Raw genomic sequence first — 14951 nt, 5'->3', positions numbered from 1 at the left:
CCTATCGCGGCGACATGAGTTCGGCGGCGTCCGCCGGCACGAACGCTGGGTCGTGCCCGAGGTCGACCTGCCGGTTGTCGGCGTCGACGAACACGATCCGCGGCTGGTAGGCGCGCGCTTCGGCGTCCTCCATGGTGCCGTAGGCGATCAGGATGACCAGGTCGCCGGGGTGCACCAGATGCGCTGCGGCGCCGTTGATCCCGATCACGCCGCTGCCGAGCTCGCCGGTGATGGCGTAGGTGACGAGCCGGGCGCCGTTGTCGATGTCGACGATCGTCACCTGCTCGCCCTCGAGCAGGTCGGCGGCGTCCATCAGGTCGGCGTCGATGGTCACGGAGCCGACGTAGTGCAGGTCGGCCTGCGTCACCGTGGCGCGGTGGATCTTCGACTTGAGCATCGTTCGTAACATCAGTTCCTCCAGGGCAGTTCGTGTTCGTCGAACGGGACGTCCGGGCCTGGCCCGGAGGGCACACCGAGGTCGATGGCGATGTTGTCCAGCAGCCGGGTGCGTCCCAGCCGGCCGGCGATCAGCATGCGCGCGGCGCCGACCGCGGGGGCCGGACCGAGCATCGGGTCACGGATCTCGAGGTAGTCCAGTTCGATCGCCGACACCGAGTCCAGCACCGCGCGCGCGGCATCCAGCGCGGCGGCCGTCCCTTCTCCGGCCGCATACATCCCGGCCAGCAGTGCCGCCGACAGCGCGCCCGCGTGCTCGCGTTCCTCGTCGGTGAGATATCGGTTGCGCGACGACATCGCCAGGCCGTCGGCCTCCCGCACGATCGGCACCCCGACGATCTGCACGTCGACGTTGAGGTCGGCGACCATCTGCCGGATCAGCGCCAGTTGCTGGTAGTCCTTCTCCCCGAAGAACGCGCGGTCGGGCCGGACGATGTTGAGCAGTTTCAACACGACTGTCAGCACACCGGCGAAATGCGTTGGGCGAGCGGCACCTTCGAGTTCCGTTCCGAGCGCGCCGGGGTGTACCGCGGTGCGCGTCCCGTCGGGATACATGTCGGCGGCGGTGGGCGTGAACGCGATGTCGACCCCCGCGGCGCGCAGCGCGGCGAGGTCGTCGTCGAGGGTGCGCGGATAGGCGTCGAGGTCCTCGTTGGCGCCGAACTGCAACGGGTTGACGAAGATCGACACCACCACCACCGCGCCCTGCACCCGTTTGGCCGTGCGGATCAACGAGAGGTGTCCCTCGTGCAGGGCGCCCATCGTCGGCACCAGCATCACGCGGCGACCGGTGGTCCGCAGCGCGCGGGTGACCGCCGAGACGTCGGCGGGCCGCGCGTAGACGTTGAGCTCGCCCGCGGTGAACTTCGGTGCGCGTGGGGCGGTCATCGTTGTTGCCTCCCGGCAGTCAGGGCCGCGAACACCTCGGCGGGCGCGTGCGCGCGCTGGGCGGTGCGCAGCGAGTTGGCCCGATACGCTTGCGCCAATTCGGGATTCACCTCCGTCAGGGCGTCCAGGTGGGCCAATACCGCGGCGGCGTCGCCGCGCGCCACCGGGCCCGTCAGCGCCGCCTGGCCGCGCTGCAGCGCGTTCTCCAGCGACGCCCGCGCCAGCGGGGCGACGACGCGTTCGGCGATGCCGCCCGGCGCGTCGCCGACGATCTCCTGCCCCAGCAGTTCCTGGCCCCACAGCGCCGAGCGCAGCGCCTCGACGGCGTCGAGCAGCACGGTCACCAGGTGGTTGCTGGCATGGGCCAACGCGGCGTGATACAGCGTGCGGGCGTCCTCGCGGACCCGGAACGGTTCACCGCCGATCTCGAGTACCAGCGACTGGCCGATCGCGTAGCCGACCTCGTCGGCCGCGGTGACGCCGAAGCACGTGTCGGGCAGCCGCTCGATGTCCTCGTCGGAGCCGGTGAAGGTCATCGCGGGGTGGATCGCCAGCGGTATGCAGCCCTGGTCGGTCAGCGGGGCAAGCACGCCGACGCCGTTGGCGCCGGAGGTGTGCACGACGATGGTGCCCGGCCGGACCGCGTTCGTGGCGGCCAGCCCGGTGACCAGTTCGGCGAGCACCGCGTCGGGGACGGCGAGCAGCAGCAACTCGGCCCGCCCGGCGACCTCGTCGACGGGCAGCACCGCGGTGTCGGGCAGTCGGCGTTGCGCTCGGTCCCGGGAGGCCCGCGAGACGGCGCTGCAGGCCACCACCACATGTTCGGCCCGTTCCAGCGCGACGCCGAGCGCGGAGCCCACGCGACCTGCGGAGACGATGCCCACCGTGAGCCGCGCAGGGCGGAATCCGTCGGGGGTCGACATGCCGAAACGACCTCGCTGAAGTCAGAGTGCGTACGTTCCGGTCCTGCGGTGCGGGTACCGGACGGTCGCTACGAGCCTAGCTCACTCGTCGCGGCGTCGACGACGCCCGCCCGGCGTCGGGTTGGCCTGCAATCGCGCCAGCAGGTCGGCGACCGACTGACCGCCGGTGTCGGTGTCGTCGGCGCTGCGGTGCCGGGAGCGTTCCGGCGGCGGGGGTGGCGGCTCGGCGGCTGGCGGGGGCTCGGCGGCCGACTGCGCCGAGTGCCTGCCGCGGCGCGGCGCGTTGTCCTCGGCGGGTTCGGGGGCCCGCCGCCTGCCGACGTACTCGTTCTGCTCGCCGTTGGGCGCCGTGGGGACCCAGTTGCTGCCGGGCGCGCCGGGCGGCAACCACTGGCCTTCGGCCGGGGCGGGCTGCCAATCGGACGCGGGCGGGGGCGGTGGCGGCGGCGGTGACCACACGGGCGTGACCGGTTCGGGCCGCGCGACGGGCTCCGGCGGCGGCGGAGGCGCGGCCGGCGGCGGTGGGGGTGGCGGCGCCTGCGGAGGCGGCGGCGGAGGTGGCGACCAGGGCGACGACGCGTCGGCGGCGCGTCGGTGCGCACCACCCGCGGTCGCCGCCGGCGGCCAATCCTGTTCGGGCGGTTGGGGTTCGGCGGGAACGTCGATGATCGGGCTTTCTTCGGTCTGCGAGTCGACGTCCGGGGTGAAGTGGTCGGCGCGGCTGTCGGCATCGGGCCGGTAGTCGTCGATGCGGCTGCTGGTGACCCGGCCCGTCGTCTCGGAATCGGCGGCCCAGTCGCGGTAGGCCCGCACGGTGGTGCGCTCGTTCTCGATCGCGGGCCGGTGCGACAGGTCGGCGTCGAACAGGATCTCCAGGTTGGCCCGCAGCGCCGCCAACTCCGCGCGCAGGCCCGCCACCTCGTCGGCGGCCTGGGCGCGCACCTCGCCGGCCAGCTCGCGGCGCAACTGCGACTCCAGCGACAGCTCGTATTCGCGCCGTGCCGAGATCTCCCGGTCCAGCTGCAGGTCGTAGACCAGTTTGAGGTCGCGCACCTTGGCTTGGTCGATATCGCTCTGCCGTCGATAGATGACCGAGACGAACGCCCCGACGACCGCGGCCCACAACGCGAGGATGACCGCGAGTTTGAGCAGCTCGACCCGATTGGTGAACACCAGGGCGCAGCTGGCCGCGATGGCGAGCACCAGCAACGCGGTCAACAGCATCCAACCCGGCCGTCGACCGCTGCGCCGGGACCGGGCGCTGCGGGTCGGATCGGTCATGGGGGCGACTGTACCTGCCACAGGTCACTCCGCGTGTCGACCGCATCGGCGATTCGACCGGCCGACGTCACGAATCGGCTAATCCGTTGCCCCATTGGCGTTCTCCGGCGGCTCGCCCGGCGATTTGCAGCAATGCTGCAACCAGAGTGCGGCGACGACGAGCGCCAGCGCGCATGCCGCGGCGACGGCGGCGCCCGCGGTGTCCTCGGCGGCGACCCGCATCGTCGAGCGGCGCGGCAGCAGGTAGACGAGGACACCGACCCACCACCCGAGCACCGGCGCGCCCACCCACGCCGAGGCCTTGGCGATCACCACCGACCGCGCCACCGCGAGCGGATGCACCCGCCCCGACCCGACGCCGATCTCGCCCTCGTTGATCTTGTTGCGGAGATAGAACGCCCACCCGGCCTCCGCGATCGCGACCGCCAGCAGCGACACACCGGTCCACACCGTCAGCGGCGGGAACCAGCGGTACAACACCAGCAGCAGCACGTAGGCCACGGCGGCGGTGAGCAGCGCCGCGGCGGCCAGGTCGCGTCTGCGGGTCGGTCCCATCAGCGCAGCACCAGGTCGGTCCGCCGCACACCGGCGCGTTCGGCGGCGTCGAGCGCGTCGAGCAGGTCGTCGACCCGGCGCTCCCGGCCGTCGACGGTCAGCACGGCGTCAGGGTCCACCGCCAACCAGGGCACCAGCACGAACGCGCGTTCGTGCGCGCGCGGATGCGGCAGCGTGAGGGTCTCCTCCCGCGAGATCACCTCGCGGCCGTCGACGCGGCACACCACGATGTCGACGTCGAGCGTGCGCGGGCCCCAGCGCTCGGCGCGCACCCGCTCGGCGGCCTGTTCGAAGTCGTGCGCGCGGCGCAGCCAGCCGGCGGCATCGAGCGCGTCGTCCTCGGCGATGACGACGGCGTTGAGGAACGGGTCCTGCTCGACGCCGCCCCACGGCGCGGTCTCGTACACCGGCGACACCGCGCGCACAGCGCCCGCCAGCCCGTCGACGACCGAGCGCAGCATCGCCGGCCGATCGCCCAGGTTGGAGCCGATCGAGAGCACCGCACAGGTCATGCGTCCTCGTTTCGCGACCGCCGGGCCACCACGGCGACGTCGGCGAACGTCAGCGGGATCGGCGCCGACGGTTTGTGCACGACGACCTCCACCTCGGTGACCCGCTCGTCGGACATCACGCCGTCGGCGATCTCGGCGGCCACCGTCTCGATGAGGTCGCGCGGCGGCCCGGCGACGATGTCGGCGGCCCGCTGCGCCAGCTGCCCGTAGTCCAGCGTGTGCGTCAGGTCGTCGGTCCGCGCCGCCTGCCGCAGATCCGTCCACACCGTGATGTCGATCACGAAGTCCTGCCCGTCACGCCGCTCGTGCTCGTAGACGCCGTGGTTGCCGCGCACCCGCAGGCCGCGCAGTTCGATCCGATCGCTCACCTGTCGTCCTGCCCTGTCCACGCTTCCACCACCCTGAGCGCATCGACCGACGCGCGCACGTCGTGCACCCGCACGCCCCACGCGCCGTGCAGCCCGGCCAGCGCGGAGATCACCGCGGTCGCCGTCTCCCGCCCGTCGGGCGGTCGGGGGCTCCCGTCGGCGCCGGCCAGCAGTGTGCCCAGAAACCGCTTGCGCGACGCGCCGACCAGAACCGGGATGCCGGTGCCGACGAAATCGTCGAGCGCACGCAGCAGCGCCCAGTTGTGCTCCCCGGTCTTGGCGAAACCGAGCCCGGGGTCGATGACCACGTTGCCCGGGTCGACGCCGGCAGCCACCGCGGCGTCCACGCCGGCCAGCAGTTCGGTGCGCACCTCGGCGACCACGTCGCGGTAGTCAGGCACGTGGTGGGGCCGGTCGGCGTCGACCGAACGCCAATGCATCAGCACCCACGGCACTTTCGCGTCGGCGAGCAGCGGCGCCATGCCCGGGTCGGCGCGGCCGCCGGACACGTCGTTGACGATGCGCGCGCCGTTCTCCAGCGCGGCGCGCGCGACGTCGGCGTGCATGGTGTCGATGCTGACGACGACGCCCTCGGCGGCGAGGTCGGCGATGACCGGCAGCACCCGCGACTTCTCGACCTGCGGGTCGACGCGGGTCGCGCCCGGCCGGGTCGATTCGCCGCCGACGTCGACGATGGCCGCCCCGTCGGCGACCAACTCCAGCCCGTGCGCGACGGCGCGGTCACGGTCGAGGAACAGCCCCCCGTCGGAGAAGGAGTCGTCGGTGACATTCACGACTCCCATGACTCGCACCTGCGTTCGCGACGGGACCATGGGGTTCAGCGGTTCACTTCCGCAGGATGAGATCCAGCGCTTCGGCTCGAGATGCCTTGTCGGTCTTGAACTGTCCGCGCACCGCCGAGGTGGTGGTGACCGCACCCGGCTTGCGGATCCCCCGCATCGCCATGCACAGATGCTCGGCCTCGATGACGACGATCGCGCCCCGCGGGTCCAGCTTGCGCATCAGTGCGTCGGCGATCTGACCGGTCAGCCGTTCCTGCACCTGCGGCCGCTTGGCGTACAGGTCGACCAGGCGCGCGATTTTCGACAGCCCGGTGACGCGACCGTCGACCCCGGGGATGTACCCGACGTGGGCGACCCCGTGGAACGAGACCAGGTGGTGCTCGCAGGTGGAGTACATCGGGATCTGCTTGACCAGCACCAGCTCGTCGTGCTGCTCGTCAAAGGTGGTGTTGAGCACCGAGTCCGGGTCGGTGTAGAGCCCGGCGAACACCTCTTTGTACGCCCGCGCCACCCGGGCGGGGGTGGCCTCCAGCCCGTGCCGGTCGGGGTCCTCGCCGACCGCGATCAGCAGTTCGCGGACCGCGGCCTCCGCGCGCGGCTGATCGAACTTCGCCGGGTTGAACGTGACAGCCTCGTCCGAGACAGCGGCGTGCTGTGACTGCACCAATGGAGCCCCTCCTGTTGCACCTGCCGGCCGGTCAGCGCCGGTTGTTGTCCTGACCCTGGTCCTCGTTCGGATTCTGCGGGCCACCCTGCGGTGCACCCTGCTGCGGGTAGGGCTGATACGGCGGGTACGGCTGGGGCTGTTGCCATCCCTGCGGCGGCGGATACCAGTAGCCGTGCGGCTGCTGGACCGGTGGTTGCTGGTGGTGCGGCGGCTGTTGCTGGGGTGGCCATCCCGGCGCGTGCCAGCCCGCCGGCGCGCCGTAGTCCGGCTGCGTCGGCGCATTACCCGCGGCACCGTTGCCGTTGGCTCCGTTCTGATGGCCCTCGGCCAGCCTGCTCGCCTCGGCGGCCTTGCTGGCGGCGGCGATCGCGGCCTTGAACGCGGGCTCGGGCACCGGCTTCGGCCACTCCTCACCGCGTTCGATGGCCAGCTCGCCGGGCGTCTTGATCGGCGGCTTGTCCGACGGCACCCGGCCGCCGAAGTCGTCGAACATGGTCAGCCGCGGCCGCTTCTTGACGTCGGAGAAGATCGCCTCGAGTTCGGCGCGGTGCAGCGTCTCCTTCTCCAGCAGTTCCCCGGCGAGCACGTCGAGCACATCGCGGTACTCGGTGAGGATCTCCCACGCCTCGGTGTGCGCGGCCTCGATCAGCTTGCGGATCTCGTCGTCGATGATCTGCGCGACCTCGTGCGAGTAGTCCGGCGACGTGCCCATCGTGCGGCCCAGGAACGGGTCGCCGTGCTCGGTGCCGTAACGCACGGCGCCCAGCTTGGAGCTCATGCCGTACTCGGTGACCATCGCGCGCGCGATCTTGGTGGCCTGCTCGATGTCGGACACCGCGCCGGTGGTCGGCTCGCGGAACACCAGTTCCTCGGCGGCGCGCCCGCCCATCGCGAACACCAGGCGCGCGATCATCTCCGAGCGGGTCATCAGGCCCTTGTCGTCCTCGGGCACCGCGACCGCGTGGCCGCCGGTGCGCCCGCGGGCCAGGATCGTCACCTTGTAGATCGGCTCGATGTCGGGCATCGCCCACGCCGCCAGCGTGTGGCCACCCTCGTGGTAGGCGGTGATCTTCTTCTCGTGCTCGCTGATGAGGCGGCCCTTGCGGCGCGGTCCGCCGACGACCCGGTCGACGGCCTCCTCGAGCGCGGGGCCGGTGATGATCGTGCCGTTCTCGCGGGCGGTCAGCAGCGCGGCCTCGTTGATGACGTTGGCCAGGTCGGCGCCGGACATGCCGACGGTGCGCTTGGCGAGGCCGTCGAGGTCGGCGTCGTCGGCGATCGGCTTGCCCGCCGAGTGCACCTTGAGCACCGCGCGGCGACCGGCGAGATCGGGGCTCGACACCGGGATCTGGCGGTCGAAGCGGCCGGGCCGCAGCAGCGCGGGGTCGAGGATGTCGGGGCGGTTGGTCGCCGCGATCAGGATGACGCCCTGGCGGTCGCCGAACCCGTCCATCTCGACGAGCAGCTGGTTGAGCGTCTGTTCGCGTTCGTCGTGCCCGCCGCCCAGGCCGGCGCCGCGCTGACGGCCGACCGCGTCGATCTCGTCGACGAAGATGATGCACGGACTGTTCTGCTTGGCCTGCTCGAACAGGTCACGCACGCGGGACGCGCCGACGCCGACGAACATCTCGACGAAGTCCGAACCCGAGATCGTGAAGAACGGAACGCCGGCCTCGCCCGCCACGGCGCGGGCCAGCAGCGTCTTACCGGTGCCGGGCGGGCCGTAGAGCAGCACGCCCTTGGGGATCTTGGCGCCCAGCGCCTGATAGCGGCTGGGGTTCTGCAGGAAGTCCTTGATCTCGTAAAGCTCCTCGACCGCCTCGTCGACACCGGCCACGTCGGCGAAGGTGGTCTTGGGCATGTCCTTGGACAGCATCTTGGCCTTGGACTTGCCGAACCCGAAGCCCATCCGGCCGCCGCTCTGCATGCGGGAGAACATCACAAACAGGCCGACCAGCAGCAGCAGCGGCAGCAGGTAGATCAGCAACGAACCGAGCATGCTGCCCTGGTTCACCACCGTGTTGGTGGCCGCGCCCTTGGCCTGCAGCGCGTCGAACAGCGTCGCGCCGTACCCGGTCGGGTACTTGGTGATGATCTTGTCGCTGTTCTCGGTGTCGCCGTTGCCGTTCTTGAGGTCGAGCCGCAGCTGCTGCTCGCGGTCGTCGATCTGCGCGCTCTTGACGTTGTCGCCGTTGATCTGGGCGACCGCCACCGTGGTGTCGACGGGTTTGTACCCGCGGGTGTCGTCGCTGAAGTAGTAGAACGACCAACCCAGCAACAGCACGACCGCGATCACGGTCAGCGTGCGGATGACATTTTTCCGATTCATCAACAATCCGTCGTCGTTCGGCCGCGCGCGGCCGTTGTCACTTGCAATGTGCGCAGCTCAATAGTTCAGGCTACCGCTAGACCAACGAACCAAGGTTCCCGACGGTTCTCTGACCGAACGGTCAAGATGAGGGCGTGATCACATCGCATCGCTTCGTCGAGACCAACGGCGTACGGCTCCGGGTGCTCGAGGCCGGCCGGCGCGGCGACCCGCTGGTGGTGCTCGCGCACGGCTTCCCCGAACTGGCGTACTCCTGGCGGCATCAGATCCCGGCACTGGCCGAGGCGGGCTTCCACGTCCTGGCACCCGATCAACGCGGATACGGCGGGTCGGATGCGCCCGAGGTGGTCGAGGCCTATGACGTGGTCCAGTTGTGCGGCGACGTCGTCGGTCTGCTCGACGACGTCGGTGCCCGGCGGGCGGTGATCGTCGGCCACGACTTCGGCGGCGTGGTGGCGTGGGCGGCGCCGCTGCTGCACCCGGACCGGTTCGCCGGTGTGGTCGGGGTGAGCGCGCCGCCGGTGCCGCGCTCGCGGGTGCCGACGACCCAGGCGTTCCGCAGGATCTTCGGCGAGAAGTTCTTCTACATCCTCTACTACCAGCAGGTCGGGCCCGCCGACGCGGAGCTGAACCGCGACCCGGCCACCAGCAAGCGCAAGCTGTTCGCGTCGACCGCCGAATCCCGGGACGGACTGCTCGATGAGCACATGACCGCGCCGGGCCCGCAGGGGTTCCTGGCCCGGCTGCCCGAGCCCGACCGGCTACCCGACTGGATCAGCGCCGACGAGTTCGCTGTCTACGTGAGCGAATTCACCCGCACCGGCTTCACGCCCGCACTGAACTGGTATCGGTGCTTCGACCGCAACTGGGAACTGACCGACCCTGCCGCGCTGCCCGCGGCGACGATCACCGTGCCCGCCCTGTTCGTCTGCGGCACCGAGGATCCGACGCTGCCCTACACCCCGCGGCACCGCGCCCGCGAGCTCGTCATCGGCGACTACCGCGAGGTGATGATCAACGGTGCCGGACACTGGCTTCCACAGGAGCGGCCCGCGGAGGTCAACGCCGAGTTGTTGACGTTCCTGAGCGCGCTCGACATCTGACGCCGTGCCATCACGCCCGCCGCGGGCACCGCCGTCGCCCTCGGGTGAATGGTCAGCCCACCCGCGGTTCTCAGGGCTGACCGGCGATGCGCCAGTGCCGCGCCCGCTCGTACTGCCGGGTCAGACGGGCAAATGCTCCGCCCGTCTGCCGCAGCTCGGCGGGCGTACCGGTCTCGGCCACCCGGCCCGCCTCGAGGCACACCACATGGTCAGCGGTGGCCAGCGTGGCGGGGCGGTGCGCGATCACGATCACGGTGCGGTTCGGGTCGGTGGTGAGATTGCCGATCGCCTGGGTGATCGCGGCCTCGTTCTCCGGGTCGAGTGCGGAACTGGCCTCATCGACCAGCACGATCCGCGCCCGTTTGAGCATCGCCCGGGCGATCGCCACGCGTTGTCGTTCGCCGCCGGACAACTGGGACCCGCCTTCGCCCACCCGGCTGTGCCAACCCTCGGGCAGCCGCTCAATCACCTCGTCGAGCCGGGCGGCGCGAGCGACGACGTCGAGTTCGTCGCGCGTCGCATCCGGCTTCGCCAACAGCAGGTTGTTCTCGACCGTGTCGTCGAAGAGGTAGACGTCTTGGAACACGATCGCGATCTCCTCGAGGAGCACCGCCGGGTCCAGTTCGCGCACATCGACACCTCCGACGCGGACGTATCCCGCGTCGACGTCGAAGAACCGGGCGATGAGCCGGGTCACCGATGTCTTACCGGATCCTGACGGGCCGACCAACGCGGTGGTGGTGCCCGCGAGGCAGCGCAGCGACACGTCGCGCAGCGCCGGCGTGCCACTGCCCGGGTAAGTGAACGTCACGTGCGAGAACTCCACGTCGGCCCGGTCGATTCTGCCCGTGGCGCCGGCAGGCATCGGCAGCGCCGACGTCGCCAGCATGTCCTCGATGCGCGAGATCTTGTTGGTCATCGCGCGCAGGGCGCCGATGAGATCGATGAGGTTGCCGAGCGGCTCCAGGAAGCGCGCGGCGAGCACCAGCAGCGCGATCGCTTCAACGACCGAAACTTGTTCGCGCAGAATCAAGTCGGCGGCCAGGGCAAGCACCGCGACGAACCCGCCCGCGATCACCCCCGTGTAGACGAAGAACGGCCGGCGCGCCCGCCGCATCCCGTCGCGGTAAGTCTCGCGGTGCTCGACCAGCGCCGCATGCATCCGCGGTGTGCCGTCGGCGTATCCGGCGGCCCGCAGGATCGGCTGGGCCTGCCCCAGCTCGATCGCCCGGCCGGCGACTTCGGCCGTCGCACGTTCGAGCTCGACCTCCACGATCTCGGCGATGCGGGCGGCGCGCTGCAGCGTCCAGTAAGCGAGTACTCCGACCGCACACAAGGCGACCGCCATCCGCCAGTCGACGACGAGGGTGACGATGACGATCGTCGCCGGCAGCACCGTCGAGGTGATCGCCGGACCGGCGACCGTGACCGCCATGTGCGCCGCGTCGCCGACGTCGGCGGTGACCGCCCGGGCGAGCCGCGCTTTGTGCTCGGCGGTGAACCAGCCAAGCGGCAGCGTGCTCACATGGCGCATCAGCCGCGTACGCAACTGCACGGCGAGAACACCCGCCGCCTTGAACCCGACCGGCGTGATGAGCACGGCCAGCACCGCGTACACCACGGCGCCGAGTGCACCGAGCACCAACCACGGTGTGGCCGTGGCGATGTCGGGCGTCGGTCGGACGACGGCGTCGAGGATTGGGACGAGCAGACCGAGTAGCAGGCCCTGCAAGACGGCCTGCGCCGCGGTAAGTAACCACAGGCGGGCCAGCAACCCGGGGTCTGGCCACAGCCGGTACAACCGGCGGATCACGCGATGACTCCCTGCTGCGCGGCCCACATCCGGGCATAGAGCCCGTTGCGCCTCAACAGGTCGTCATGACGGCCCCGCTCGACCAGCCTGCCGTTGTCGAGTACGAGGATCTGGTCGGCCGCGGCGATCGTGTGCAACCGATGGGCGATCACGATCACCGTCTTGTCGGCCGCCAGGGTCGCCAGCGCGTCCTGCACCGCCGCCTCATTTTCGGGATCGAGCGCGGCCGTCGCCTCGTCGAGGACGACGATCGGCGCGTCGGAAAGGATCGCGCGCGCGATCGTCAACCGCTGCCGCTCACCGCCGGACAGGCTGCCACCGCCGGCGTCGAGCAGCGTGTCGTATCCGTCGGGCAGACGCGCGATCACCTCGTCGACGTGCGCGGCGACCGCGGCGCGGTGGACCTGGGCATCACCGGCGTCGGGGCGGCCGATGCGGATGTTCTCCGCCACGCTGTCCCGGACCAACGCCACGTCCTGGAAGACCAGCCCCATCGACGCCAGGAGTGTGGCAGACGGGATCGAGCGCACGTCGACACCGCCGATGCGGATCGCCCCGTCCGTCACGTCGTAGAAGCGCGGCAACAAGCTGGCCAGCGTCGTCTTGCCTGCTCCCGACGGACCGACGATGGCGGTCACCCGTCCCGGCGCGCAGACCGCGCTGATGTCCTCTACCGCGTTGGTCACCCCGTTGTACGAGAAGGTCACCCGGTCGAATTCGACGCCGTACCCCTCAGGTTCTATCGGGATCTGCGGCTCTGGCAGCGGCGGCAGTGACAACAGCCGCTCGATGTTGACAGCACCCATCCTGCCCTTGCGCACCCCCTGTGATGCGGTGATGGCCGGCAGGATGGAATTCGGCAGCCCCACCGCGACGACCAGGAACGCGACGAGATCGGCGACGCTGAGCGACCGGTGTGCGACGAAGACCAGTCCGGCGGCGGTCACGACGGCGAGAACCGCTGTCTCCGAACCGAAGAGCCGAGACGCCGCTGAGCTGTAGCGCACCTCGGCAACCCATGCGGCGAACGCCTCGGCGTAGTCGCGCACCGCCGCGTCGAAGCGGGCGAGGATTCGGCCGCCGGTGCCGAAGGTCTTGACCACCTGGATCCCGTCGGCGTACTCGATGCTCGCGGCGCTGATGCGCGTCTCGGCGGCGATCAGCCGATTCATGTGGGTCGTCATAGACCGCATGGCGATGCGGTAGAACACCCCCATCACGCCCAGCACGCCCAACGCGATCAGCGCCATCGACGCGTCGACGAACACCAGATAACCTGTGGCGACCGCGATCACCGCCACCGCGCCCGTCAGCTGCCCCAGCGCATGTGCGATGACTTCGTGCATCTCTTCGAGGTCACCCGTCATCGCACGCTTTACCCGGCCCGAACCCGAGACGCGGAACCAGCCCAACGGCAGTACACCGAGATGGCGCACGATCCGCACGCGCAGTTGGTGCAGGATCTTGGCATCCGCGTAATGGCCCACACGAGACGATTGGACGAACAGCAGCAGGCGCATGCCGGCGCTGGCAGCGCCGACTCCGACCCACGTCCACACCGAGCCAGACAGCCCGTGCGGGGCGTCGAGCATGAGGCGTGCGATCTCGGCGATGGCGATGTAGGGCACGATCCCGGCTGCCGCGCTGAGTGCTGACAGCGTCGCGCAGGTCAGCAGATGGGCCCGAACCGGCGCCAATAGCCGCGCCAAGGCGCCGGTACGCGCCAGTGCGAGGGTGGTCATGTTTTCGCTCCTTCTGCGGACCAGTGGCACCGCGTCAGAGCAATCGTGGATATTGAAGCCGACTTCAAGTCAAGGGGTAGTGAAAACTGCCACCGGTCACGCAGTTTCGCGACGCGTGACGTCGGCCGATCGACCGGCGGTCATGTCACGCAGCACCGGACAGTGTGCGGCGGGATCGTCGTCGGGGCAGGTGAGCAGGTGCTCCAGGTGGGATTTCGCGGCGGCCAACCGGCGTTGCTGTTCCTCGATCGCATCGATGCGACTCGCGACGGCGTGGCGCCAATCATGCTGATGGTCAAGGATCTTGGCGATCTCGTCGAGGCTCATCAGCCCCGTTTCCCGCCAGAGTTGGATCAGTCCGATGCGGTGCAGCTCATCGGCTCCGTACAGCCGCCATCGCGACTTGCGGACGGCAGGACGGAGCAGTCCACAGCGCTCCCAGTACCGCAGGGCCGACTCTGCCAGGCCGAAGCGGCGGGCCGCTGCGCCGATACCCAGCAGGCCCTCGTCGGTTCCGGCGCGACCGCCGGTTGCGGGGGTGTCGCTCATCTCACTCGCTCCGCGTGCACGTAGGTCCTGATGTGGAGCTCACTTCAGATGTTGCCGTGAAACGGTAACTAACGACGAAGGAAATGGGGTCGCTACGTATCAAGGACCGGCGTCGGTGCCGACGGCATGCTCGCATCAGCACCACACCTGATCTTCGGCCGCCCATGCTCGCGGTGACGGTAGGGTGCCTGCCATGCCTATCGCAGCGCGGGCGAAGACGCCCACCCGAGTCCTCGCCGCCGCGGCGCTGGGCCTGATCGCTGTCCTGTCGGGTTGCGACGCGACGTCCAACCCGATCGTCTCCGACAGCGACTCCGAGACCCGTCAGGTCACCGTGGTCGGCAACGGCGAGGTGCAGGGCACCCCGGACACGCTGACCATCACCGCGGCGATGGAGGTGACCGGGCCCGACGCGGCCGCGGCGCTCAATCAGACCAGCCAGTTGCAGCGCGCCGTGATCGACGGCCTGGTCGACGACGCGGGCGTGGATCGCAAGGACATCAACACCTCTCAGGTCAGCGTGCAACCGCAGTACGCCGGCTCCGACGGCACGAACATCGCCGGCTACCGCGCGTCCAACACCGTCGACATCAAGGTCCGCGAGCTGAACAACGCGGCGCGGGTCTTCGGGATCATCGCCAGCACCGGCGGCAACGCCACCCGGATCAACAACGTCACCCTCGGGATCGAGGACGACTCGCAGCTCGTCCGCGAGGCCCGCGCGCGAGCGTTCAACGACGCGAAGAGCCGCGCCGAGCAGTACGCGCTGCTGGCCGAACTCGACCTCGGCAAGGTCATCTCGATCTCGGAGGTGCCGTCGTCGTCACCGCCCACCCCGTATCCGAGCACCCGCGGCGGAGCGGCCGAGATGGCGGCCGTGCCGATCGAACCCGGTCAGCAGACCGTCGGGTTCAACGTGACGGTGGTCTACGAGCTGACGTAGCTGTCGGCGGGTGCAGGAA

15 protein-coding genes are annotated in these 14951 nt (G+C 70.2%); 2 read left to right on the top strand and 13 right to left on the bottom strand.

Annotation, left to right across the window (positions count from 1 at the left end):
• Position 1: 1 nt before the first annotated feature.
• The 10 genes from panD to ftsH form a co-directional block, all read right to left on the bottom strand.
• Entirely contained in the window at positions 2-409 is a 408-nt protein-coding gene (gene panD, locus BLW81_RS09715; RefSeq protein ID WP_083406977.1) for an aspartate 1-decarboxylase, read from the bottom strand.
• Complete coding sequence (gene panC / locus BLW81_RS09710; protein ID WP_083406976.1) at positions 409-1344, bottom strand: pantoate--beta-alanine ligase; 936 nt, start codon at positions 1342-1344, stop codon at positions 409-411. The genes panD and panC overlap by 1 nt, the downstream gene beginning before the upstream one ends.
• Complete coding sequence (locus BLW81_RS09705; RefSeq protein WP_083406975.1) at positions 1341-2267, bottom strand: Rossmann-like and DUF2520 domain-containing protein; 927 nt, start codon at positions 2265-2267, stop codon at positions 1341-1343. The genes panC and BLW81_RS09705 overlap by 4 nt, the downstream gene beginning before the upstream one ends.
• A gap of 81 nt (positions 2268-2348) precedes the next feature.
• Positions 2349-3548, bottom strand: coding sequence for a DUF6779 domain-containing protein (locus BLW81_RS09700; protein WP_083406974.1), 1200 nt, complete (start codon positions 3546-3548; stop codon positions 2349-2351).
• Positions 3549-3626: 78 nt separating this feature from the next.
• On the bottom strand, positions 3627-4103 hold the full coding sequence (locus tag BLW81_RS09695) for a DUF3180 domain-containing protein (protein ID WP_083406973.1): 477 nt from the start codon (positions 4101-4103) through the stop codon (positions 3627-3629).
• Positions 4103-4615, bottom strand: coding sequence for a 2-amino-4-hydroxy-6-hydroxymethyldihydropteridine diphosphokinase (gene folK, locus BLW81_RS09690; protein WP_083406972.1), 513 nt, complete (start codon positions 4613-4615; stop codon positions 4103-4105). The genes BLW81_RS09695 and folK overlap by 1 nt, the downstream gene beginning before the upstream one ends.
• Entirely contained in the window at positions 4612-4983 is a 372-nt protein-coding gene (gene folB / locus BLW81_RS09685) for a dihydroneopterin aldolase (protein WP_083406971.1), read from the bottom strand. The genes folK and folB overlap by 4 nt, the downstream gene beginning before the upstream one ends.
• Positions 4980-5795 carry a dihydropteroate synthase gene (gene folP / locus BLW81_RS09680; protein ID WP_235632305.1) on the bottom strand — a complete coding sequence of 272 codons (816 nt, stop codon included), beginning with the start codon at positions 5793-5795 and terminating at the stop codon, positions 4980-4982. The genes folB and folP overlap by 4 nt, the downstream gene beginning before the upstream one ends.
• Before the next feature lie 34 nt (positions 5796-5829).
• Complete coding sequence (gene folE, locus BLW81_RS09675; protein ID WP_157897643.1) at positions 5830-6450, bottom strand: GTP cyclohydrolase I FolE; 621 nt, start codon at positions 6448-6450, stop codon at positions 5830-5832.
• 34 nt (positions 6451-6484) lie between these two features.
• Complete coding sequence (gene ftsH, locus BLW81_RS09670; RefSeq protein WP_083406968.1) at positions 6485-8782, bottom strand: ATP-dependent zinc metalloprotease FtsH; 2298 nt, start codon at positions 8780-8782, stop codon at positions 6485-6487.
• A gap of 134 nt (positions 8783-8916) precedes the next feature.
• Between ftsH and BLW81_RS09665 the strand changes: the two genes are divergently transcribed.
• A complete protein-coding gene (locus tag BLW81_RS09665; protein ID WP_083406967.1) occupies positions 8917-9885 on the top strand; it encodes an alpha/beta fold hydrolase in 969 nt (322 codons plus the stop codon).
• A gap of 70 nt (positions 9886-9955) precedes the next feature.
• On the opposite strand, the gene BLW81_RS09660 is transcribed toward BLW81_RS09665, so the two are convergent.
• The 3 genes from BLW81_RS09660 to BLW81_RS09650 form a co-directional block, all read right to left on the bottom strand.
• Positions 9956-11698 carry an ABC transporter ATP-binding protein gene (locus tag BLW81_RS09660; RefSeq protein WP_083406966.1) on the bottom strand — a complete coding sequence of 581 codons (1743 nt, stop codon included), beginning with the start codon at positions 11696-11698 and terminating at the stop codon, positions 9956-9958.
• Positions 11695-13440: an ABC transporter ATP-binding protein gene (locus BLW81_RS09655; RefSeq protein WP_083406965.1), complete on the bottom strand. Its 1746-nt coding sequence runs from the start codon at positions 13438-13440 to the stop codon at positions 11695-11697. Before BLW81_RS09655 ends, BLW81_RS09660 begins: the two co-directional genes overlap by 4 nt.
• 96 nt (positions 13441-13536) lie before the next feature.
• The gene (locus tag BLW81_RS09650; RefSeq protein WP_083406964.1) at positions 13537-13989 is read right to left on the bottom strand and encodes a MerR family transcriptional regulator; all 453 of its coding nucleotides are present in this window, start codon (positions 13987-13989) and stop codon (positions 13537-13539) included.
• Positions 13990-14182: 193 nt separating this feature from the next.
• On the opposite strand from BLW81_RS09650, the gene BLW81_RS09645 reads away from it, so the two are divergent.
• Positions 14183-14932, top strand: a complete 750-nt coding sequence (locus BLW81_RS09645) for an SIMPL domain-containing protein (protein ID WP_083406963.1) — start codon at positions 14183-14185, stop codon at positions 14930-14932.
• The last annotated feature ends 19 nt before the right edge of the window (positions 14933-14951 follow it).

Source organism: Mycolicibacterium rutilum (genome assembly GCF_900108565.1).
Lineage (GTDB): Bacteria > Actinomycetota > Actinomycetes > Mycobacteriales > Mycobacteriaceae > Mycobacterium > Mycobacterium rutilum.
This window is presented reverse-complemented; position numbering and strand designations above follow the sequence as displayed.